Source organism: Salinimicrobium maris (assembly GCF_049680855.1).
In the GTDB taxonomy this organism is placed as follows: Bacteria; Bacteroidota; Bacteroidia; order Flavobacteriales; family Flavobacteriaceae; genus Salinimicrobium.
The window spans coordinates 71740-94458 of record NZ_JBMPGS010000001.1 but is presented as its reverse complement, the minus strand read 5'-3'; the positions used below and the strand labels follow the sequence as shown (position 1 = coordinate 94458).

Sequence of the window (22719 nt, the reverse complement as noted above, 5' to 3'; positions counted from 1 at the left end):
TTTTAGTTTATAAAACTACTTTATAATTTAAACGTCCTGCACTCGTTCGTCAATGAGCTTAAGAGCAATTCCGTCAGTTCCCATAAGATCAAAAAGCTCAAGGACTCTGCGCATTTTTTGCTCTTCTTCCATTTGTTCCTGGATGAACCATTGAAGGAAATATTCGGAAGAAAGATCCTGAACCTTTCTGCACTTCAATACAATGTTATGAATTGATTTAGTAATTTCTATTTCCTGGTCTAAAGCAGATTCATAGATCTCCTGAAGAGAATTGAATTCATGCATTACATTCCTGACTTCCGGAGAAAATGCAGTACCACCATTATCATTTATAAACCTGAAGATCTTCAGCATATGTTCACGTTCTTCTTCAGATTGTTTATAGAAAAGATCGGCACTGTTGGTTAAGCCATTTTGGTCACACCAGGACGCCATGGCAAGATATGCCGAAGATGAATGGGCTTCTTTGGTGATCTGTTGGTTTAACAGGTCCATTACATCTACATTTATACTTATTTTTTGTCTTACGAGATCTTTCATAATTCATCTTTTTTTAAAAATACTGAAAAATCCTGTCTTAGCCTCAGGGAAAGGAAAATTTAGAAGGAGTCTAATTCTAAAGCGGATGGTTATAAAGTCTGGGCAACAAGCGCATTGAGCTCCAGCATTCCAAAAGTGGCTTTTATAAGCTGTTTTAGGTCTATCACCTGCAGGGTATCAAGTATAAGAATATGCTCCCGGTTGCACAGGGTAAGAATTTCTATTCCGTGAAAATTTAATTCGCTGTCAAAATGAGAATTAAGATCGATAGCATTGACTTTTTGACGCAATGCAAGCAGCTGACAAAAACTAATTTTGACAGGTTTTTCACCAAAGTCAACAAAAAAGCACCTTTTGTTGTCACACTGGTACGAGGAATAGTAATATGATTTGTAGAGCAGGTTCATTTTGAGGTTCAAAAATAAGCTTATTTAGACTTATTCCAAAGAATAAAAAAATTTTATCTTTCTAAAGAACCCCCTACTTGGTGCTTTAATTTCCAACCATTCCAAATGGATTGTAACCTAAATATTCTTTTTCTTCCTCTCTAAATTGGATGCCGTTTTCCTCAAGTTCTTTCAGTATTGGCTGGTAAACCTCTTTAGAAATAGGTATTTGTACCCCAGGCGTAGCGATTTCGCCATTCAGGATTTTTAGAGCAGCAATAGCTACTGGAAGTCCAACCGTGCGGGCCATAGCCGTTTCTTTTTGATCTCGGCCAATATTCACCATTGTTGCGTCTATTTGTTTCTTCTCGCCATTAAGTTCATATCCAAACTTGTGATACATGACGATCATGTCCTTATCATCCTGTCCCAGCGTCCATTTTTCCATCAATATCTTCTGAAGAATTTGCGCCGGAGTGGCATTTTTGAGCTCTACCTTTTTCTGTGCATTAAAAATATCGAGTTCAAGAAGTTTTTCCCACATGATATCGTCCTGATCTATTTTAAGGTTATGGCGAAATTTAAGTTCAACCGAATCTGTAGGAGAGTAGGGAAGAAAGGAATTGACAAAATCCCGGTAACTCATCTCTTCAGAATTTTCCATAATGTAACTGTCATCTGTCATGCCTAGTTGTACAAAAATGTTCCATGCCTTGCTGAAGCCTACCCGTCGAATGGTTCCGCGGTAAAGGGTAAGAACATCGCTTAACCCATAAATGTCTTTGTATTTTAACGAATTACGATTGGCATAAACTTCGAATTTTCCGTAATCTGGAATTTCAAGAAATTCCGTTCTTCGGAACAAGCGGTTGTAAGGAATATATTTAAATTTTCCTTCCTGAATGAATTTGGCGACTCCGCCCTGTCCTGCCACTACTACATTTCTTGGGTTCCAGGTAAACTTATAATTCCAAAGGTTGGTGTCGCTCTCGGGAGCTACGAGTCCGCCGGTGAATGATTCAAAAAGAAGTATTTTTCCGCCTGCGTCCCGAATCCTGTCGATCACCTGCATGGCGCTCATATGGTCTATTCCCGGGTCCACCCCAATTTCATTCATAAAAACGAGGCCTTTTTTCTTCACTCCCTCATCCAGCAGGGCCATTTCATCACTTACATAAGATGCCGTAACCATGTTCTTGCCAAATTTGACACAATCTTTTGCCACTTCTATATGAAATCTAGCAGGGAGCATAGAAATGACAAGATCTGCCGCTTTTACAGCCTCTTCTCTTTCTTGTTGTTTGAAAATATCTAGGGAAATTGCCTTTGAAAGGGGATGGTCTCCGGCTACTTTTTCGGCATTTTCTTTAAGAATATCGCCAATGGTAATAAAAATGTCTTCAGATCTTGCCTTTTTCAGAAGGTATTCTATAAGAACACCGGTAGATTTTCCTGCCCCAACAATAAGAATATTTCGCATGAACAATAACTTGATTAAGTTTGTAGAGAATTCGTTGTACTAACGAATGTACTTAAATGTTTTCATCTTGAAAAATTTACTATGGGGAAGAAAATTTTGATCACAGGTGCTATTTTTGGGCTTTTTGGAATCATATTAGGAGCTTTTGCAGCTCATGGTCTTAAACCACAGCTTACCCTGGAGCAAAGAATAACTTTTGAAACAGGAGTGAAATATCAAATGTATAGCGCTTTCTTTCTGCTCTTCCTGGGGGTATATGCGAGAGCAAAGGAAAAAGTTAAAAATATTTGCTTTTTCTTAACATTTATAGGCACCCTATTGTTTTCAGGATCTATTTACCTATTGGCTACCAACCACCTCACTTCTTTTGATTTCGCAGTAATTGCATTAACTACCCCTCTTGGAGGCTCTTTAATGATAGGCGCCTGGGTAGTGCTGTTGGCGTCTTTATTTAAGTTAAAAAAGAAATAAAGCAGTTAGGTGTCACAGGAATCACTAGGACTTTTTCTACTTTTGTTGATGTAATAGAAACACACAAGTAAAGAATTTATGTTGGCAAACACACAATTTACGAAAACGATTGCGCTGGATGATTACGGGATTCGAAATGCGACAGTACATTACCAGTTGGCACCGGAGGAGTTGCAACAAGCTACCTTAGAGAAGGGACAGGGAGTGGAAACCCGATTGGGAGCTTTGGCAGTGAACACAGGGGAATTTACGGGTCGTTCTCCAAAGGACAGATTTATTGTAAAAGATGAAATTACAAAGGATAAAGTCTGGTGGAGCGATATTAACATTCCTTTTGATTCGCGAAAATTTGATTCCCTTTATGAAAAGGTAACAGAGTACCTTTCTGAAAAAGAGGTTTACGTAAGAGATTCTTACGCCTGTGCAGATGATGACTACAAGCTCAACATTCGAGTTATTAATGAATATCCCTGGTCAAACATGTTCGCGTATAACATGTTCCTGAGACCAGATGAGAAAGAACTTGAGAATTTCCAGGAAGATTGGGTTATTGTAAATGCCCCTGGTTTTAAAGCAGATCCAGCAGTAGACGGAACAAGACAGCACAATTTTGCTATACTTAATTTTGAAAAGAAAATTGCTTTAATTGGAGGAACGGGTTACACCGGAGAGATCAAAAAAGGTATTTTCTCTGCACTTAACTTTATACTTCCGGTTTACAAAGATACGCTGCCGATGCACTGCTCGGCAAATGTAGGTGAAGAGGACGATACCGCGATTTTCTTCGGACTTTCGGGTACGGGAAAAACTACTCTTTCTGCAGATCCCAGCCGAAAGTTGATAGGCGATGATGAGCATGGCTGGACAAAAGAAAACAGTGTTTTCAATTTTGAAGGAGGTTGTTACGCAAAGGTGATCAATCTTTCAGAAGAAAATGAACCGGATATTTACCGCGCTATAAAACCAGGAGCGATCCTGGAAAATGTCATTTTAAATAAAAACGGTGATGTGGATTTTTCAGATACGTCCATCTCACAAAATACGCGGGTAAGTTATCCTATTCATCATATTGACAATATTCAAAATCCTTCTGTAGGGAAAAATCCGAAGAATATCTTCTTTTTGACTGCTGATGCTTTTGGGGTACTGCCTCCAATTAGTAAGTTGACCCCGGGACAGGCGGCCTATCATTTTATTAGCGGGTATACAGCCAAAGTTGCAGGTACCGAAGCAGGTATTAATGAGCCAGTGCCAAGTTTTTCAGCGTGTTTCGGGGCGCCGTTCATGCCGCTTCACCCCACAAAATATGCTGAAATGCTGAGTGCTAAAATGAAAGAAAATAATGTAACGGTCTGGCTGGTGAATACCGGATGGACCGGAGGACCATATGGAGTAGGATCACGAATGAAACTAAAATATACCAGGGCCATGATTGATGCTGCTTTGCGGGGAGACCTTGAGGATGTTTCTTTTGAGCAGCATCCTGTTTTTGGTTTAGCCATGCCGGTAGAATGTAACAATGTACCTGCAGAGGTGCTCAACCCAAGAAAGACCTGGAAAGACAAAGAAGCCTATGATTGCAAGGCAAATAACCTGGCGCGATCTTTTAAAGAAAATTTTGAGAAGTTCGAAAAACAGGCGAACGAGGAAATTATGAAGGGTGCTCCTAAAGCTAATTAGCAGAAAAATCAGTGCTAATAGCAAAAAATCCCGCAATTGCGGGATTTTTTATTTATGCTATTGATAACTCTTAATGATGTTTTTTATTCATTTCCTTGATATACTTTTCAAGGGCCATTGTCATGGATGGAGTTTCAGGAGTTGGTGCCTGAATGTTAACCGTTAAACCATGCTCTTTGGCTGCTTTAACCGTTGTATTTCCAAAAACTGCAATCCTTGTATTTTTTTGTTCAAAATCGGGAAAGTTTTCAAATAAAGATTTGATCCCGCTAGGACTAAAAAAGACAAGAATATCATAAAAAACTTCTCTTAGATGAGAAAGGTCACTTACCACAGTTTTGTAAAAAGTTGCCTGTTTCCATTCCACACCAAGTTTATTTAAAGTCTTGGGAACATCTGGCTTCAGCATATCAGAAGAAGGAAGTAAAAATTTCTCATTCTTGTACTTCTTGATTAATGGAGAAAGTTCCTGGAAAGTACGTTTTCCAACATAGATTTTACGTTTTCTGTAAACCACGTATTTCTGTAAATAATAGGCTACGGCTTCACTCTGGCAGAAATATTTTAGAGTATCTGGCACCTTGTATCTCATTTCATCTGCAATCCTAAAGAAGTGATCTACAGAATTTCGGCTGGTTAAAATAATGGCAGTATAATTGGCAAGGTCAATTTTTTGTTGCCTTACATCTTTGGAGGAAACTCCTTCGACGTGGATAAACGGTATAAAGTCTATTTTTACTTTTTGTTTTTCCTCAAGTTCAAAGTAAGGAGAATTTTCAACCTTAGGTTCTGGTTGAGAAACCAAAATTGTTTTCACTTTCATAAACATATTCTTTTTACAACCTTACCTATTTGTAATTAGCTTATACAAAATAAAATACGGTCCAATTTCGAGAGCGCAAAGATACAAAATAAAATAAAAGGAATGCTGTATTATCTGCTGCTGGTTTTTCCTAAAAATTGAGGTAAGGGTTATAATGTTTGATAATAAAATGAAACCGAGGCAAATATAAAGACTCAATTGGTTTGGTTTCCATATATATATGAATATCAAATTTGCTGGGATTAGCAGCATAGAAGTGAAATTCCGGTAGCTAAGCTTGTAAAAAAGGTAATGGTTCATCAATTTATCAATTGACGTAATATTGGCCAGGATCTTTTCCAGGGAAAATTTAAGAAGTACAAAGGCTGTATAAGCAGTGGCAATCCTTATAAAGAGAATTTTGGGACGTCCAAGTTCAGTGGTAATAAAGGTTTGGTAAGCAATAAAGATGAATAATGAAACCGAGATAATATTTACTCCAAAGAGCAGCACATTGAAAGGATGAAAAATTTTGGCTTCTTTACCTTGTAACAGCAAATATTTATTGGTTGCAAAGAGCATGTAGAAATCTGAGAACCTGTGAGGGAAAGTATATTTCGCAGCCACTAAAAGAACAAGTACAGCAATTAGCAGTATGGTTATCCAGTCTTGTGAAACTGTGAATCTTTCAAGAGCCTCCACGCGCAATAATTTTTAACAAAGGTATAATTAAATAAGCTGAAAAGAAGCCGCAAAAACAAAATGTAAACCTTAAAAATAGTTACATTTGCGCAAAAGATATTGTATGCCAGATGGGATTGTAATAATACCCACCTACAACGAAAACGAGAACATTGAACGATTAGTTAGAAATGTGTTTTCACTGCAGCGCAATTTTCATATTTTAGTAGTAGATGACGGCTCTCCAGATGGAACCGCCGAAACAGTAAAATTGCTGCAAAACGAGTTTGGGGATCAGCTTTTTTTACAGGAAAGAAAAGGAAAATCGGGACTGGGAACCGCATATATTGCCGGTTTTAACTGGGTTCTTCAGCGGGAATATGAATATATTTTCCAAATGGATGCAGATTTTTCACACAACCCCAATGATCTTATCAGGCTTTACAATGCATGTAAAAAAAAGAATGCAGATGTGGCTATCGGCTCACGGTATAAAACTGGAGTAAATGTTGTAAACTGGCCAATGAGCAGGGTGCTCTTATCATGGCTGGCTTCGAGGTATGTCAGGTTCATAACGGCTATGCCTATTTACGACACAACTGCAGGTTTTGTTTGTTATAGAAGAAAAGTCCTGGAAAATATACATCTGGACAAAATACAGTTTATAGGATATGCCTTTCAAATAGAAATGAAGTTCAAGGCTTATCTCTTAAAAATGAATATCCTTGAAGTCCCCGTTATTTTTACTGACAGGACACGAGGAACTTCCAAAATGAGTGGCTCCATAATTTGGGAAGCTATTTTTGGAGTGGTAAAAATGAAGTTTAAAAGTCTGTTTAATAAGATGAATATATAATGAAGAAGGTACTCATAAAAAATGCACGTATAGTAAATGAAGGAGCCATCACAGAAGGAGACGTTTTTATTGAAGATGGTATTATTACAGAAATTGCAGATAGTATAAGTGCCAAATCACCCGATTTAAAGATATTCGATGCCGAAGGCAATTACTTATTGCCGGGATTGATCGATGATCAGGTGCATTTCAGAGAACCGGGACTTACTCATAAAGAAACTATCGCCACCGGTTCTAAAGCTGCTGTGGCCGGGGGGATTACTTCCTTTATAGAAATGCCGAATACTCAGCCACAAACCACTACTATAGAAAGGCTGGAGGAGAAATTCAAACTTGCAGAAGAAACCTCTCTTGCAAATTATTCTTTCATGTTTGGTGGTACCAATGATAACCTGGAAGAAATAAAAAAAGTAGATCCAAAAACCACGGCGGCCTTAAAGCTGTTCCTTGGATCATCTACCGGAAATATGTTGGTAGATGATGAGAAAGTACTTGAAAAGATCTTTCAGGAATCTCCTTTATTGATAGCAGCGCATTGTGAAGATGAAGAAACCATACAAAGAAATTTAAAGGAATGTGTGGAGCGTTACGGCGATGATATTCCTGTGGAGCTGCATCCAAAGATAAGAAGTGAGGAAGCCTGTTATATTTCTTCTTCAAAGGCCGTGGCCCTGGCAAAGAAAACAGGTGCAAGGCTGCATGTTTTCCATATTTCTACTGCGAAGGAACTTTCCCTTTTTGACAGTAAAAAAGCATTAAAGGACAAAAAAATTACTGCGGAAGTCTGTATTCATCACCTGTGGTTCAATGATCAGGATTATGCCAAAAAAGGCACTTTTATAAAGTGGAATCCGGCGGTTAAGACAAAAAAAGACCAGGAAGCATTGCTAAAAGGCCTTCTGGATGACAAAATAGATGTCATCGCTACAGATCATGCACCGCATACTAAGGAAGAAAAAAAGAACGTCTACACTAAAGCTCCAAGTGGTGGGCCTCTTGTGCAACATGCCTTGCCTGCATTGCTGCAAATGTATCACCAGGAAAAGATCTCTCTTGAAAAAATTGTAGAGAAAATGTGCCACAATCCGGCAATTTTGTTTCAGATTGAAAAGCGCGGATTCATACGCGAAGGTTATAAAGCAGATCTGGTGATTGTAGATCTAAACGCGCCCTGGGCAGTTCAGCCTAACAATACGATTTACAAGTGTGGCTGGTCTCCTTTTGAAGGAACTACCTTTAAATCTAGAGTAACACATACTTTTGTAAATGGAAACCTGGTATACAATAATTTTAAATTCAACGGATTCCAAAAAGCGGAACGGCTTACTTTCGATAGATAAAATATGCGCAAATTGAGCTTCATATTCTTATTGCTGTTTCTGATAATTTCCTGTCAGGATGTAAAAAAGATGGATAAACCCAAAGATCTTATTCCTGAAGCTAAGATGGTAAATGTACTCACCGAAATGTCTTTGTTGCAAGGCGCTCGCAGTTACAGCAAACAGGAACTTGAACGACGCGGAATAAAGCCCGACGAATATCTTTGGGAAAAATTTGATATTGATAGTTCCCAGTTTAACCGAAGCAATGATTATTATACTGCCAATTATGTCGCTTACCAGCGTATATATGAAAAAGTGAGGGACAGCCTGGAGCAGCTTAAAAGCAGGTTTGACAGCATTCGTGAAGAAGAGGAGCGCGTGAGAGATTCAATAAGAAAAGAGCAAAGAGAAAGACGAGACAGCCTTAATGAAATACGTAGACAAAAAGGATTAGATAGTCTTCCCGTAGAAGAGGATACTATAGATGCTGGCAGAGATAGCCTGGTACCAAGCCTTTCTACAGGAGCTTCGTTAAATGAGGAAATCAGGCAGGATTCTCTTCCTTAAAGATCTTCGCCGTCTTCTTAATGACCAAATCCATTTCTTCAAATTTAAAACTCAGCGCTTCTTTGATCTTTTGGTTGGAGTAGAACGAATCTTGGTATAAATCTTTGACAGAGTGCCTGGTTAATTGTTGCTTCTTTCCAAACAAGCTCAAAAAACGTTGCCCGGCCCATCCTACGGCTACCATCCAGGGCTTTAGCTCTCTTTGTGGCGCAGGTTTATCCAGATATTTTGCTGTTAATTCAAAGATCCTTCGGAAGGAAATATTTTCAGAAACTACTATGAATTCCTCATTTTTGATGGGTGAAGACATAAGAGCTCTCATGCTTTTCACTACGTCATAAACTCCTACAAAACCACTTACCTTCGGAAAATGGTATTTTAAGCCGGAATTTATTCTGCTGAAGATTTCTCCGCTACCCGAATTCCAAAAGCCGGGACCAATTATAATTCCGGGGTTGACGATTACCACGGGAACACCTTCCTGGCTCGCTCGCCACACTTCTATTTCTGCACCATATTTCGTTATCGCATAAATATTATGGTTTTCTTCTTTGTTCCAAAAGGAGGTTTCAGAAATGACATTTTCACCCAGCTTTTTATCAAAAGTTGCGATGGAACTTACATAACAAAGTTTCTCAATATTATTTTTAATACATAAGTTAACAATGTTTGCTGTACCTTCTATGTTGGCTTTCCGAAGTTGCTGGTAAGCCGAGGGGTCAAAAGAGACCAGGGCGGCGCAATGGTAAACCTTTTTTATGCCAGTAAAAGCTTTTTCCAGGGAAGGAATATCGGTAAGATCTGCAACCACCCATTCGATTTTCGTGAACAGTCGGTTCGCTTCCTCGGCAGAATGTTCGTGAGAAAACACCTTTTTGACACTTTCCAGATCACTGTTTTTCCTGTGAATAGCCCGAACCTTTTCCCCCGATTTCATTAAATCCAGAAGTAAATGTGAACCTACCAAACCTGTACCACCGGTAACTAAAATCATTTGGTAAATATAGCTAAATCCACTTAGGAAAAATGCAGGTTTATGGTATCTTTACGGCTGTTTTTTATCCAAAAAAGATATTATGCACAAGAATTTTGTAGAAGAGATCACCTGGAGAGGGATGTTGCACGACATCATGCCTGGCACCGAGGAACATTTGCAGGAAGGTTTGAGAGCCGCCTATGTGGGAATTGATCCCACGGCCGATTCTCTTCATATTGGTCATTTGGTAGGAGTAATGATGCTGCGCCATTTCCAGTTGTGCGGGCACAAACCCGTTGCTTTGGTAGGTGGTGCTACTGGGATGATTGGGGATCCTTCAGGGAAATCAAACGAAAGGAATTTGCTGGATGAGGCTACGCTGCTTCACAACCAAAATGCCCTTAAGAACCAGTTGAAGAAATTTCTTGATTTTGAAAGCGAGGAGCAAAATGCCGCTGTCCTGGTAAACAATTATGACTGGATGAAAAACTTCTCCTTCCTGGAGTTTATCAGGGATGTGGGAAAACATATTACCGTGAATTACATGATGTCGAAAGATTCCGTGAAGAAGCGTTTGTCTTCAGATGCTTCCGAAGGAATGTCTTTTACAGAGTTCACTTATCAGCTGGTGCAGGGGTATGATTTTCTTCATTTGTACAGAAAGCAAAACTGTACCCTGCAAATGGGCGGAAGCGACCAATGGGGAAATATTACAACAGGAACAGAGCTTATTCGCAGAATTGGCGATGGGAAAGGCTATGCACTTACCTGCCCGTTGATCACCAAAGCCGATGGAACTAAATTTGGGAAGACAGAATCTGGTAACATCTGGCTGGATCCTGAGCGTACTTCGCCTTACAAATTTTACCAGTACTGGTTAAACACCAGCGATGAGGATGCAGAAAAATTCATCAAGATTTTCACCTTTTTGCCAAAAGAGGAAATAGAATCTTTAGTGGAAAAGCACAAAGAAGCACCACATTTAAGACAGCTGCAAAGAGTTTTAGCCGAAGAAATTACTGTGATGGTTCATTCTCGGGAAGATTATGAAAATGCCGTCAAAGCTTCGGAAGTTTTATTCGGAAAGAGTACTGCAGATGACCTTAAAAATCTGAATGAAGCCACATTTCTAGATGTTTTTGAAGGTGTGCCACAGGCCGAAGTAGAGAGAGCAGATGTGGAAGCCGGATTAGATATGATTGCAGCACTTTCAGCAAAAACCGATTTTCTTAAATCAAACGGAGAAGCCAGAAGGGCGCTGAAGGAGAATTCTGTCTCTGTAAACAAAGAAAAAGTCACTGAAGATTTTCAAATCACTTCAAGAGATCTTTTGAACGACAAGTACGTGATCATCAACAAAGGCAAGAGAAATACGTATATCATTAGGGTGGTATAATTAAAAAACCCCTTGCGACCGAGAGGTGCTAAGGGGTTTCTAACTAACCAACCAATTATGAAATACATAATCTAACCGAACATTAAGTCGGGTATATAAGAGTTACCTTACACTACGTATAAATTTTTTTTCAAATTTTTTTTGTGTCTTGTAGTTTCTTGGAAGCGGGCTTGAACACTGACCTTGAGAATGTTGTGGTAAAGTATTTACAACACCATTAAGTTACATCCCCGAATATCGCTGTTGTCGAATCTTCCTAGAATCTCCAATTTGCCATCTGCAGTTTCTTTGCCGAGGTCCTGGGTTGCGATAAAAGAACAGGAATTTACGTTTGCCAGATCAACAATGTTTAATCCGCCGGTTTTCCCCTGCGGAAGTAACTGCAGCGCATCTTCAGGGTCACGGATTAATATCTTCATCCAGGGCGGACAGTCAAAAAGGCCATTTCCGGTAGAATATGCCTGCGAAAGCAATTCTGTCATTCCATATTCGCTGTGAATTTTTCCAACTCCAAAGCCTTTCGAAAGGCGTTGATGCAATTCTTTTCTAATCATTTCTTTCCTTCGGCCTTTCATGCCACCGGTTTCCATAATAACAGTATTTTTAAGCTCAAATTGATGCTGCTCTACAAGGTCTAAAAGTGCAAAGGAAACACCAATTAATAGGATCTTTTGCCCTTTTTGATCTAGTCGTACCAGTTTTTCTATTAATGCAGAAAGATCGTTGAGGTAGAATCCGCTTTCGGGGTTTTTACTTCTTTCAATAAAATCCTGGGCCATATAAATAAGCGAGGAGCCTTCTCTTTCAAGGTAAGAGGGAAGAAGTGCGAGAACGGCATATTCTTCAATATTTCCGTAGAAATTTTGAAAGCCTTTTTGAAAACTCTTTTTATACACTTCAAGATCGGTTACCATATGTTTGCTGGTTTGACTCCCGGTGGTACCGCTACTGGTAAAGGTAATTTCTACAGTGTTTTCTGAAGAAATAACAGGAAAGGATTTAAAAAACCCGATTGGCAAAAAGGGGATTTCATTAATGCTTTTTACCTGCTTCGGATCTTTGTTTAAAAGTCTGCAAAATTTGTTGTACACCTCATTCTTTTCATATTGATGTCTAAAAACCTCCAGGGCTGCCGCTTTGAATTCTTCAGCGGTGGAAATGGAAAAAATGTGGTTAAAATCGGGCATTTAAATTGTGTCTAAGGCTGCAAAGGTAGAAAAAAGAAGGTTTCCGCTTTAGAAGTAATTTGGGCATGCGATTTTTTCAAAAAATACAAATAGAATGTCATTTTTGAAGCTGTAGCGCAATGGAAATTTAGAAAATAACACTTTCATTGCATGAATATATTCGCGAAAGTCTAAAAGGGGTAAAAAATGAGAAAGTAAAAAAATAAGTGGTAGTGGAAACCACATTTTTAAATTCCTGGATGTGAAACTATCGAATCACAAGTTTTCGGGTAGCCGAACTTTTCCCTTCTTTTATTTTTAGGATATAAATACCGGGTTCCAAAGCAGAAATATTAAGTTCTGTCCCGGAAAGCATGGTAGATAATACCGGTTTTCCAAGTACATTGAAGATTTCTACCTTCTTTGTTTGATTGGTTTTTGTAGAGATATAAACTTTTTGTCCCGTCGCAGGATTGGGATATATAGAAAGTTCCTCGATAGTTGTTTCATCGGGACTTCCAGCTGTAGATGATTGAGCACTAGCCGATTCTGTATAGAACGACAAGCTAATGATCAATAAAAAGCACAAGTAGAGTTGTTTCATCTTCAGTTTTCTGGTTATACAAATTTAGAATAAAATATTCAAAAATCAGACCAAAGAAAATATTCTTATTTGTTAAAAATGAACTTATTGTGCGTGATGTGTTAAAAAAAGAGACTGCCTTTAAAGGCAGTCTCTGTTCTAAACCGTGGATGTTTGAGTTTTGGCTAATTCAAACACTATAGGTTTGTAGAAACCCATCCAAACATTTCTTCATCTACAGTGGGTTCTGCATCGTAAGCGGCATTCAGGTCGGCATTTGCACCTTCTATTTGAATTGTTGAAAGATCTGTTCTTCCGTCTTCAGCTATGTCAATATTCGTGTCATAACCTGAAAGCGAAAGGCCTGTGATAGTCGCACCAGATTGTGCTTTAAATTGTAAAGCGACACCTCCAGTTGTGGAAACCGCAGTAAAGTTTGTAATCGTTGGGTTACCATTCAATCCATCTGCTTCTATAGCGGTAGAGAAATTCTCGATAGTATGGGAAACATAAACGTTTTCTACAGCACCATCCCAACCTTCGGTCCAGTCTACAGCGTCATCTTCGTTATTTTCAAGGTAAAGGTTCATTGCAGAAACAGACCCTCCAAAGAATTCCACTCCGTCATCAGCTCCATTAAGGATAGCAACATTTTCAATAATAGTTTCTGAACCTACAGCATACAAGGAAAATCCGTTATATTGAGATTCGGTATTGATTTGAGCACCGGCATCAGAAAGAATAAGATATTTAATAGAACCTGAATTGTCTTCAGGATCGTTACCACCATAAATAATTCCTCCCACTTCGGCAGTTGCATCAATTCCTGCAGTTGTTTCTGCCTCACCGGCAATCACAATGCCTCCCCAGCTTCCAGGAGTTCCGGAAGTGGAATTCATTACTACCGGGCTGTCTTCAGTTCCCTGGATATCAATCATGGCTCCCTGCTGTACAACAAGGTAAACACTTGATCCTGCCTGGTCTTCATCTGTTCTTGCAGTAATTCTTGTTCCTGCAGGAATAGTAAGAGTAGCACCATCCTGCACGGAAACGATTCCATTAATTACATAAGCTGAATTGGCATCAAGGCTATAATCTGAAGAAATTGTGCCGGGTAGCACAGCTACCTGCCCTCTATTGGTAACCCAGTCAAAAGAGCTGGCTTCCACAGTAGGAATTTCGGTATAATTCATATCAAGGTCTGCATCGGCACCGTTAAGTTGTATTCCTGATAAATCGTTTCTTCCATCCTCAGTAATTTCTACGGCAGTATCATAACCAGAAAGGGAAAGCCCTGTAATCGTAGCACCAGATTGCGCCTTGAACTGCAAAGCAGTACCGCCTACAGTAGAAACAGCGGTGAAGTTAATAATTGTAGGGTTTCCATTCACACCATCAGCTTCGATAGCAGTAGAGAAATTTGGATCGTCGTTAAGAACGTAAACATTATTTAAAGTGCCATCCCAGCCTTCGGTCCAGTCTACGGCATCATCTTCATTATTTTCAAGGTACAGGTTGGTCGCAGAAACAGAACCTCCAAAGAATTCCACTCCGTCATCAGCTCCATTGAAAATAGCCACGTTCTGGATGGAAGTTCCTGAACCTACCGCGTAAAGTGAAAGTCCGTTGAATTGAGATTCGGTGTTGATTTGTGCCCCGGCATCAGAAAGAACAAGATAATTTATAGATCCCGAGTTATCACTGGAATCTGAACCACCATAGATAATTCCTCCAACTTCGGCTGTTGCATCACTTCCGGCAGTAGTTGCTGCGTTCCCTGCAATAATTAGTCCTCCCCAGCTGCCTGATTTTCCATTTGCTGAAGACATGATCACAGGTGCAGAAGATGTTCCCTGAATGTCGATCATTCCTCCTCTTTGAACAACAATATAAACGTTGGTCTCGTCATTATCATCAAGATCTGCATCGGCTACGATTTGCGTTCCTGCGGGAATGGTTAATGTGGCACCAGATTCTACGGAAAAGATTCCTGTAAGGGAATAAGTTTCTGCAGAATCCAGGGTGCGATCTTCTTCAAGGGATCCAGAAAGTTCTGTTCCTTCATTTTCTCCACCTCCGTTCCCCGGATCGATCACTTCGATGTTAGTGTCATCACTGCTACATCCTGTGGCTATAAGGCCCAGAACTACAGCAAAGATCATTAAAATTCGGTTGCTTACTTTTTTCATGATTTTTTAAATTTAAGTTTTGGTTTATTAGTGGTTATGGTTTGATAGATTAAAATGAATAGTTCACTCCTAAGCTTACAACTGTACCACGGGTATAGGAGCGAACGGTTTTAGTACTTTCCACCCCGGTAGAACTTGGTCTTACATCCTGTATTCTTTCAATTTCAGGATTCAGGAGGTTCTGTCCGCGAAGCTGAATACCCCAATGCTCTCCAAGATCCTGAGTGAATACAGCATCCAGAACAACAAAGCCCTTTTCGACTATTTCATCATTGTAGAATACGTCGTTTTGCTGCTGTGCCTCAGGGGCGCCAAGCGCATAGATCTTGTCTGAAGCATAATATCCAACCAGAGAAGCTCTAAAAGGATTCTCAGAATCTGTAGAGAAGTTTAGAGAACCATTAAAAATCCAGTCTGAAGCACCTTGCAGTCCTATTTCTGTTTTGTTGTTGTACTGGAAAGTCCTTACAAAATTCCCTTCAGCATTAAATACATCTTTAAGATCCTGTTTGTGCCAGGTTCTGGAAACGTTAAATGCGACATCAAAATCAAGCCCCCTGGGTTCTTCATTATCAATGATATCAATCCTTGTTTCGAGTTCTAATCCATAGATGTTTGCCTCTTGTCCTGCATTAAAGTAGGAGAACACTCCGGCAGCACCTCTGTCCTGCACCTTATTAATAGGATCATCAATTCTTTTGTAAAAACCAGTGAGTGAAATCAACTCCCCTGCACTGGGAAATAACTCATATTTAATGTCCAGGTTTATATTTTTTGAAGCTTCCAGGTTTGGATTACCTCTGGTAACCTGCCCTGTTTGAGAAACATACTCAAAAGGAGCAATTTCTTTAAATTCCGGTAATGTGATAGTTCTGCTTGCTGCCAGCCTGATGTTGGAATTCTCGTTTGGCGAAAACTTAATGGTTAGGCTTGGATAAATGTTGTCGTACGACTGGAATGAATAATTAGGCTGATTTTGAGGATAATTATTTACGTCAAAAACAACGTCAAGATCATCGTGTTGATATCTTGCACCTATATTAAAGTTCCATTGGCCGGCACCATAATTGAAGTTGGCAAAGCCGGCATAAGATTCCAGAGAGGCCTGGTACTGGTCGGCATTCAATACATTAAGGTCAAGCGTGTTGTTCTCAAAATTTCCGGTGGTGAAAATGCTGGTAAGGTTATCAATTGATTGCGGGTTAACAGAATTCAGTCTGTTTTCTTCTACCCCAAAAAACTGTGAGTAAAAATCCCTTTCTTTGCTCCTGTAATTACCTCCCACCTGCAGGAAAGTATTGGCATTGGTCGTTTCATTCCGAACGAAGTAGTGCTGATCTGTGATCATCGCATTGAATTCATTGTCGTCAATCTCCTGAATAGATTTTCTTTGCTGGAATCCGCCCATTCTCCCCAGTTGTACAAATCCCTCTTTGTTGATATTTAATTCATTTCGAATTCTGTTAGGCTCATCGGCAGTTACTAGGTTGTACCCGAGTGCCCATTCCAGAGCATTCATTTCAGATAATAGATGATCCCCATGAAGTTGATTCACCCATAATCTTGTTTGTTTGATGTTCTGGTCGCGTACAAACTGGTTTAAATTTTCAGCGGGAGCAGTTTCTTCAAATATGACACCCTCTGCGTTGTTACCTGCTTCATAAACCTCATCGGTTAATTTGTTGATGAAAAGACTGGTCACTTTTATGTTGTGATCATCGTTGAGTTCATAACCTACATCCAATAAGCCCGTAGTGTTTACAGTCTTTTGATAATTTTGAGTGTCAGAAAAATAATCATAGAGGTTGTTGTTGCGATATTCTCTAAATAACCCGCTGCTGTATTCAAAATTGGTAGATTGAGAGCCTGTAATGAGTACCTTCAGGTTTTCGCCCAGCTTCTTACCTGCAGTCAATGCATACCTGCGGTTGAAAGGCGCATTAGCCATTTGCGGCTCCCATTTTTGATTATTGACAGCATATTGAATTGGAATGCTTTGATCATAAAAACCAAAATGGACATCCTCCTGATTTGGAGAAACTTTGAAATTACCATAGGTTTCCATTGCATTGGTATTTACCCCAACACGAATGCCCAGGTCGAATTCCTGAATTCCGTTCAATTCCCTTGAATCAATATTTATAGTTCCTGAAGCCTGATCGGCAGAATTTTCAGGAGAGTAAGTTTTACTAATACTTACGCTCTGCACTACGCGGGTAGGGAAGAGACCAAGGTCAATGTTTTTTCGCTCTACATCGTCTGAAGGGACAGGAAGATTATTTAGTGTGGTATACAGATACCTGTCCCCAAGCCCTCTTACAAAAAGATCTCCGGAAGCTTCACTGGTGGTAACTCCTGAAAGTTTTGTAGTTGCAGTAGCGACATCAGAAACTCCCAGCTTAGCCAATTCCTGCGCGCCAATACTTTCTTTTATTTGAGTGGCTGCTTTTTGTTCAAGTAATAAAGCCACCTCAGAATCTCTCCTGGAAACAGTCGTAATAACTACTTCGTCCAGAGAGGCGGCACTGCTGCCCAGTTCGGCGTTGATTTCAGTCACTTTGTCGCTGATGACTTCCACATTGGGAATTTCAAGAGTTTCATAGCCCACAAAACTGAAAGCAAGTGTGTATGTTCCCGGTTCAAGGTTTGTTACGGAATAAAGACCATCCATGTCTGTAGTGGCTCCTTTGGAAGTGCCTTTTATTAGAACATTGGCAAATGGTAAAGGTTCCCCATTCATTTCGGAATCTGAAAGACGGCCTGCAATAGAGCCTGTGCTTTCATTTTGAGCATGCAGTACATTATTTGTCATTAGTACTGCGATTAGTAGAATAAAAAATCGCTTCATATTATCTGTTATTGTCTGCCGCAAAATAAAGGCGCATGTGTAAAGAAGCGGTTAACTATAAATTAATGCTCTGTGATGATAATGTTAGCTTAAGGTTATCTGCTAAATCAAAGCGCAGGAACTGTCCTTTACTTGTGGGGATGAAGAAATTCGGCGAGCTAAATGAGCAATTTCTTTTTTCTGCATTTGAAAAATGAAAATGGGGAATGCAGGAAATTAAAAGGGCAAGCAGCAAAAGAATTTTATTTCAGAATATTATAAAGGTTATTTAATGTTAATCTTCATTATGAACCTATAAGCAGATGCATTTTTGCAACAAAAAACATGGATATTTTCATATTTGTTTTCGCTGCTTTGTTTTCGGTAATTAATCCGCTGGGAACCATTCCTATTTTTGTGGGACTTACTCAGGAGCACACGGGGAGAGAGCGCTTAAAAATTTCACTTTTTACTGCTATCAACGTAATGGTAATTCTTATAATTTCATTTTTTACTGGGAGGTACATCCTGCACTTTTTTGGAATTAGTTTGAACTCTTTAAAGATTGCGGGAGGATTAATTATTGCCACCTCGGGTTTTGCATTACTTACAGGTTCTTTTTCCAAACATAAGGGTATGGAGAAACAGCGTGTCAAAGATGACGCTTTTCAAAGAGATTCTGTAGCGCTCACTCCTCTGGCAATTCCAATGCTGGCCGGTCCCGGCTCTATCTCATTATTAATTGGATTATATGAAGAATATGGCCTTTTTTATCAAAAAATCATGGTAATTGGTGCAATTATAAGTGTTTGTGGTGTTACTTTTTTAATGTTAAGATGCTCACATTACATTGTGGGGTTGTTGGGAGCTTCCGGAATAAATGCCATTTCCAGAATTATAGGTTTTATCGTCATAGCTATAGGAGTGGAGTATATTTGCTCTTCTATTATAGTCCTTCTACAGGATTTAACCTTATAACCAGAATATCAAGAATTCCAATGTTAATTTAATGTTACGTGAATGTTTCGAGTAAGTAAATTTTTTCTTATATTTGGAATAAGGACATTAAAGAAAATGGAAGATGAAAACTATAAAAACATTCATGGTTGGGATTCTGATGCTCTCAGGAAGTATAGTAATGGCCCAGCAAAACGATACTAAAAAGGAATTTCAGAAAAAGGGGGATATCATTGAAGCTGTTTTTTATCATGAAAATGGAGAGATTGCTCAGGAAGGACAGTTCAAAGATGGAAAACTTCATGGGGAATGGATAGCCTATGATATGAACGGTAAGAAAACCGCTATTGGAAAATATGCCATGGGCGATAAAGTAGGAAAATGGTTTTTCTGGAATGACGAAATTCTCTCTGAAGTAGATTTCAACGAAAGCAGAATCGTATCTGTAAACCATTGGACGAGCGAAGGCGATCTTGTAAGTAACTAATATCTTCTGAAAGATATTTCTTGAACTTCCTTATAACGAACTTTTGAAAAGCTGACAAAGTAGAAGTTGACAAGAATCCTTCTCGAGTAGAGATTAAAATTCAGAATGATCATTTTTAAATTTGATATCATTAGGCTTATAAAGCATTGACAGCAATTTAAAAATTTGATAACTTTTGCTTTACGCGATTAGGACTCAAAAATGACATTTTTGAACTTCTTAATGTGCATTGAGATAAATCATATTATCTTAGTTTTTGTCGATTTAGATGTATGGAAGGTTGCCTCGGCCAGGCAACCTTTTTTTGTGCCTTATTTTTTAGAGGAAAGGCCATTTTTCTGATCACTTGATAGCAGCAGTTGTGTTAGGATAAGGTTATGAATTAATAGAGGAGGTGGTTAAAACAATTTTATCTTTACATTTACACTATATTATATAAATATAGCTATAAAGGCAATGAAGAAAAAAGATATTTGTATCCTCCTCGTTGACGACGAACCGGATATTCTTGAAATCGTAGGCTACAACCTTTCTTCGGAAGGCTATAATGTCATAACCGGCGAAAACGGTCTGGAAGCAGTAAAGCTTGCTAAAAAGCACAACCCGCAGCTTATTATTCTTGATGTTATGATGCCCGAAATGGACGGCATTGAAGCTTGTGAACAAATAAGGAAAGTTCCCTCCCTTAGTGAATCGGTTATTACCTTTTTAACAGCACGTGGTGAAGATTATTCCCAAATGGCAGGTTTTGACGCCGGGGCAGATGATTACATCACCAAGCCTATTAAACCAAAAATTCTTATTAGTAAGGTGAAAGCCTTGTTACGCCGATTTAAAGATACTGAAGGTGATTCCAGCATCATTGAAGTTGGTGATTTGGTGATCAATAGAGATGAATACAAGATCTTTAAAAATGATCAGGAATACATGTTACCCCGTAAGGAATTTGAATTGCTTTCGCTCCTGGCTTCACAACCGGGTAGAGTTTTCAAAAGAGAAGAGATCCTGGATAAGATTTGGGGTAATGAAGTGGTTGTGGGAGGAAGAACTATTGATGTGCATATAAGAAAACTCCGGGAAAAAATTGGGGATGAAAGTTTTCAAACAGTAAAAGGTGTGGGATATAAGCTGGTGATTTAATGGCGAAGAGTTTTAAGCGTTCTTATAAGTTTGCAGTAAAAACTTCTTTTTATATCAGTGTTTTCTTGACATTGATATCAGCCATATTTCTTTATTTCGCCAATGCGCTAGAGTGGTATTTTGTTCTTAGTTATGCCCTCTTATGTTTTACCTTTTCGTTTTTTATAATTCAATACCGGGTAGAGCATTTTATCTACAAAAATATTAAGAAGATTTACAACAATGTACGCCTTCTGGATGCCACAACTCTGAGGCCCGGGCAGGTCACTTCAGATATGGCTACGCTCACCCGGGAAGTGGAGAAATTTGCAGAAGGTAAAAAAATGGAAATTGAAGCGCTCCAAATACGGGAAACCTACAGAAAAGAATTTATGGGAAATGTTTCTCATGAATTAAAAACACCACTTTTCACCGTTCAGGGCTACATTGAAACCCTGCTGGATGGTGCAATGAAGGATAAGGCGGTGCGTAAAAAATACCTTAACCGCGCCGCAAAAGGGGTCGATCGCCTTATTTACATTGTAAAGGATCTCGACATGATCACAAAGCTTGAAACCGGCGATCTGCACCTTAAAATGCAGAATTTTGACATGGTTGAAGTGGTGCAGGGTGTTTTTGATCTGCTTGAAATGAAAGCCTCTAAAAAAAATATTACACTTACGTTCGACACAGATTATGAGCCGGTGTGGGTGTTTGGAGATATTGAAAGAATACAGCAGGTGCTCACAAACCTTGTGGTGAACTCCATCAAGTATGGAAAGAACGATGGTACTACCGAGGTAAACCTCTCCGATTACAAGAAGAATAAGATTATTGTCAAGGTATCCGACAACGGAGAAGGAATTGAAAAAAAGCACATTCCGCGGCTTTTTGAACGGTTTTTTCGGGTAGATAAAAGCGGTTCCAGGAAGGAGGGTGGTTCTGGTCTTGGGTTATCTATCGTGAAGCACATTCTTGAAGCCCACGAAGAAAAAATCTTTGTGGAGAGCGTTCATGGCGTGGGAAGTGAATTTTCATTTACTCTCGAAAAGAGTAAAAAGGTCGCGAATGCCGGGAGTGAATTCGAACTCGCTTAATCCTGAAAATTCTTCTTGGTGATCCAGCAACGATAAATCAAATTCATCTTGCTTACAGTAGGCTGCAAGACCTAAATTTCTTAAACGTTCGGCAAGATATTCCTGTTCAGGTTGCCCGGGAGTAGGAATAAAAAAAGCCCTTTTTTCTAGCTTTGCCAGGTCCATAAGAGTAGTGTATCCCGAACGAGAAATAATCTGCCTGCTGCTGTTAATGACTTCTTCAAGTTCTTCCCCAAATAAATAATTGCTGATGGTTACATTTGGATTCAGGCAAGTAAATTCTTCATCGTCCATTACACCTCTAATAATATAGATTTGTTGCGTGGTTTTTCTGAAAGCCTTAAACAGGATATTCTGAAGCATCGTACGCTGCGGTTCGGGGCCAGAGAGTACTATAAGGTAATCATATTTTATAGGAAGTTCCCTTTTTCTGAACCTGCTGAGAGCACCTATATATTTCACATTGTATGGCTTTTTTATCGGGTGTCCCAGGATTCCGCTTAGATTCTTTTCTCCGGGTGCATCAGGTACCCAGCATTCATCAAATTTCCTGATGTAACTTTGATGTATCCTGCTACTCAAAAATGTGGTTTTTCCCGATAAAACTGTAAGTTGGTGCGTTATAAAAACACTCTTCACTTTTTTAGAATAGGTGCCAAAGCGGTTGTCTGAGATAATCCCGCTAATATTTTCCTCCTCCACAAGTTTATGGATCATTTTCTTTTCAGCTCGAATAGTGCGTAGAATGTGGGGAGTATCAAAAATGAGCTTCCATTTCAGCATTTTTGGATTCTGAGCATACCTGATATTATAGGAAGGTAATTCAAAATAAGGAAGATGGGGAAATTCCTTTCGGAGTAAAGAAAGGGCCGCTCCATCTGAAGCTAATAAAGGCTGAAAGCCCTCTTTCTCGAGTGCGCTAATAATTGGAATGCAACGTGCGGCATGGCCCAGGCCCCAGTTCATCACGCAAACCAGGATTTTCTTTTTCTCCATGCTGCAAATATAAGAGCTTGAAAAAGAAGTGGTTTTTCCCCTACTTCATCAAACCATTAATTTAAAGTAATCAACATTGCATTTAAAATATTGATTAAAAATAAGTTAGTGGATAATAAACCGTTTAACGGTAATCGTTAT

Annotated in this window: 21 protein-coding genes; 10 read left to right on the top strand and 11 right to left on the bottom strand. The window is 39.2% G+C overall.

The window, feature by feature from the left end; genetic code table 11:
• Nucleotides 1–27 precede the first annotated feature (27 nt).
• From ACOV1Q_RS00445 to ACOV1Q_RS00435, 3 genes are all read right to left on the bottom strand, one after another.
• Entirely contained in the window at nucleotides 28–540 is a 513-nt protein-coding gene (locus tag ACOV1Q_RS00445; protein WP_424492460.1) for a ferritin, read from the bottom strand.
• Nucleotides 541–629: 89 nt separating this feature from the next.
• On the bottom strand, nucleotides 630–959 hold the full coding sequence (locus ACOV1Q_RS00440) for a hypothetical protein (RefSeq protein WP_424492459.1): 330 nt from the start codon (nucleotides 957–959) through the stop codon (nucleotides 630–632).
• Nucleotides 960–1032: 73 nt separating this feature from the next.
• On the bottom strand, nucleotides 1033–2406 hold the full coding sequence (locus tag ACOV1Q_RS00435) for a saccharopine dehydrogenase family protein (protein WP_424492458.1): 1374 nt from the start codon (nucleotides 2404–2406) through the stop codon (nucleotides 1033–1035).
• An 81-nt stretch (nucleotides 2407–2487) separates the two neighbouring features.
• Between ACOV1Q_RS00435 and ACOV1Q_RS00430 the strand changes: the two genes are divergently transcribed.
• Together ACOV1Q_RS00430 and pckA are read left to right on the top strand one after the other, a co-directional pair.
• Nucleotides 2488–2877 (top strand): DUF423 domain-containing protein, encoded by a 390-nt coding sequence (locus ACOV1Q_RS00430; protein WP_424492457.1) that lies wholly within the window; start codon nucleotides 2488–2490, stop codon nucleotides 2875–2877.
• Nucleotides 2878–2955: 78 nt separating this feature from the next.
• Nucleotides 2956–4557 (top strand): phosphoenolpyruvate carboxykinase (ATP), encoded by a 1602-nt coding sequence (gene pckA / locus ACOV1Q_RS00425; protein ID WP_424492456.1) that lies wholly within the window; start codon nucleotides 2956–2958, stop codon nucleotides 4555–4557.
• Nucleotides 4558–4627: 70 nt separating this feature from the next.
• Here the strand turns inward: pckA and ACOV1Q_RS00420 are convergent, their stop codons facing one another.
• On the bottom strand, nucleotides 4628–5380 hold the full coding sequence (locus ACOV1Q_RS00420) for a uroporphyrinogen-III synthase (protein ID WP_424492455.1): 753 nt from the start codon (nucleotides 5378–5380) through the stop codon (nucleotides 4628–4630).
• Between the two features lie 21 nt (nucleotides 5381–5401).
• Entirely contained in the window at nucleotides 5402–6061 is a 660-nt protein-coding gene (locus ACOV1Q_RS00415; protein ID WP_424492454.1) for a DUF4271 domain-containing protein, read from the bottom strand.
• A gap of 103 nt (nucleotides 6062–6164) precedes the next feature.
• Here ACOV1Q_RS00415 and ACOV1Q_RS00410 point away from each other — a divergent pair, with 103 nt between their 5' ends.
• From ACOV1Q_RS00410 to ACOV1Q_RS00400, 3 genes are all read left to right on the top strand, one after another.
• Nucleotides 6165–6896 (top strand): polyprenol monophosphomannose synthase, encoded by a 732-nt coding sequence (locus tag ACOV1Q_RS00410; RefSeq protein ID WP_424493379.1) that lies wholly within the window; start codon nucleotides 6165–6167, stop codon nucleotides 6894–6896.
• Entirely contained in the window at nucleotides 6896–8236 is a 1341-nt protein-coding gene (locus ACOV1Q_RS00405; RefSeq protein WP_424492453.1) for a dihydroorotase, read from the top strand. Before ACOV1Q_RS00410 ends, ACOV1Q_RS00405 begins: the two co-directional genes overlap by 1 nt.
• Before the next feature lie 69 nt (nucleotides 8237–8305).
• Nucleotides 8306–8785, top strand: coding sequence for a DUF4296 domain-containing protein (locus tag ACOV1Q_RS00400; RefSeq protein WP_424492452.1), 480 nt, complete (start codon nucleotides 8306–8308; stop codon nucleotides 8783–8785).
• Here the strand turns inward: ACOV1Q_RS00400 and ACOV1Q_RS00395 are convergent.
• Nucleotides 8763–9779 carry an SDR family oxidoreductase gene (locus tag ACOV1Q_RS00395; protein WP_424492451.1) on the bottom strand — a complete coding sequence of 339 codons (1017 nt, stop codon included), beginning with the start codon at nucleotides 9777–9779 and terminating at the stop codon, nucleotides 8763–8765. The genes ACOV1Q_RS00400 and ACOV1Q_RS00395 overlap by 23 nt on opposite strands.
• A gap of 82 nt (nucleotides 9780–9861) precedes the next feature.
• On the opposite strand from ACOV1Q_RS00395, the gene tyrS reads away from it, so the two are divergent.
• Nucleotides 9862–11157 carry a tyrosine--tRNA ligase gene (gene tyrS, locus ACOV1Q_RS00390; RefSeq protein WP_424492450.1) on the top strand — a complete coding sequence of 432 codons (1296 nt, stop codon included), beginning with the start codon at nucleotides 9862–9864 and terminating at the stop codon, nucleotides 11155–11157.
• Between the two features lie 206 nt (nucleotides 11158–11363).
• Here tyrS and ACOV1Q_RS00385 read toward each other — a convergent pair whose 3' ends face one another.
• From ACOV1Q_RS00385 to ACOV1Q_RS00370, 4 genes are all read right to left on the bottom strand, one after another.
• Nucleotides 11364–12344 (bottom strand): LuxE/PaaK family acyltransferase, encoded by a 981-nt coding sequence (locus ACOV1Q_RS00385; RefSeq protein ID WP_424492449.1) that lies wholly within the window; start codon nucleotides 12342–12344, stop codon nucleotides 11364–11366.
• A 247-nt stretch (nucleotides 12345–12591) separates the two neighbouring features.
• Nucleotides 12592–12927, bottom strand: coding sequence for a T9SS type A sorting domain-containing protein (locus ACOV1Q_RS00380; RefSeq protein WP_424492448.1), 336 nt, complete (start codon nucleotides 12925–12927; stop codon nucleotides 12592–12594).
• A 176-nt stretch (nucleotides 12928–13103) separates the two neighbouring features.
• Nucleotides 13104–15095 (bottom strand): hypothetical protein, encoded by a 1992-nt coding sequence (locus ACOV1Q_RS00375; protein WP_424492447.1) that lies wholly within the window; start codon nucleotides 15093–15095, stop codon nucleotides 13104–13106.
• A 49-nt stretch (nucleotides 15096–15144) separates the two neighbouring features.
• Nucleotides 15145–17907, bottom strand: a complete 2763-nt coding sequence (locus ACOV1Q_RS00370; RefSeq protein WP_424492446.1) for a TonB-dependent receptor — start codon at nucleotides 17905–17907, stop codon at nucleotides 15145–15147.
• A 360-nt stretch (nucleotides 17908–18267) separates the two neighbouring features.
• Between ACOV1Q_RS00370 and ACOV1Q_RS00365 the strand changes: the two genes are divergently transcribed.
• From ACOV1Q_RS00365 to ACOV1Q_RS00350, 4 genes are all read left to right on the top strand, one after another.
• Complete coding sequence (locus ACOV1Q_RS00365; protein WP_424492445.1) at nucleotides 18268–18900, top strand: MarC family protein; 633 nt, start codon at nucleotides 18268–18270, stop codon at nucleotides 18898–18900.
• A 103-nt stretch (nucleotides 18901–19003) separates the two neighbouring features.
• A complete protein-coding gene (locus ACOV1Q_RS00360) occupies nucleotides 19004–19366 on the top strand; it encodes a toxin-antitoxin system YwqK family antitoxin (RefSeq protein WP_424492444.1) in 363 nt (120 codons plus the stop codon).
• A gap of 456 nt (nucleotides 19367–19822) precedes the next feature.
• The gene (locus ACOV1Q_RS00355; protein ID WP_424492443.1) at nucleotides 19823–20506 is read left to right on the top strand and encodes a response regulator transcription factor; all 684 of its coding nucleotides are present in this window, start codon (nucleotides 19823–19825) and stop codon (nucleotides 20504–20506) included.
• The gene (locus ACOV1Q_RS00350; protein ID WP_424492442.1) at nucleotides 20506–21582 is read left to right on the top strand and encodes a sensor histidine kinase; all 1077 of its coding nucleotides are present in this window, start codon (nucleotides 20506–20508) and stop codon (nucleotides 21580–21582) included. Before ACOV1Q_RS00355 ends, ACOV1Q_RS00350 begins: the two co-directional genes overlap by 1 nt.
• Here ACOV1Q_RS00350 and ACOV1Q_RS00345 read toward each other — a convergent pair.
• Nucleotides 21520–22578, bottom strand: coding sequence for a glycosyltransferase (locus ACOV1Q_RS00345; protein ID WP_424492441.1), 1059 nt, complete (start codon nucleotides 22576–22578; stop codon nucleotides 21520–21522). The two genes, ACOV1Q_RS00350 and ACOV1Q_RS00345, sit on opposite strands and share 63 nt — an antisense overlap.
• Nucleotides 22579–22719: the final 141 nt, after the last annotated feature.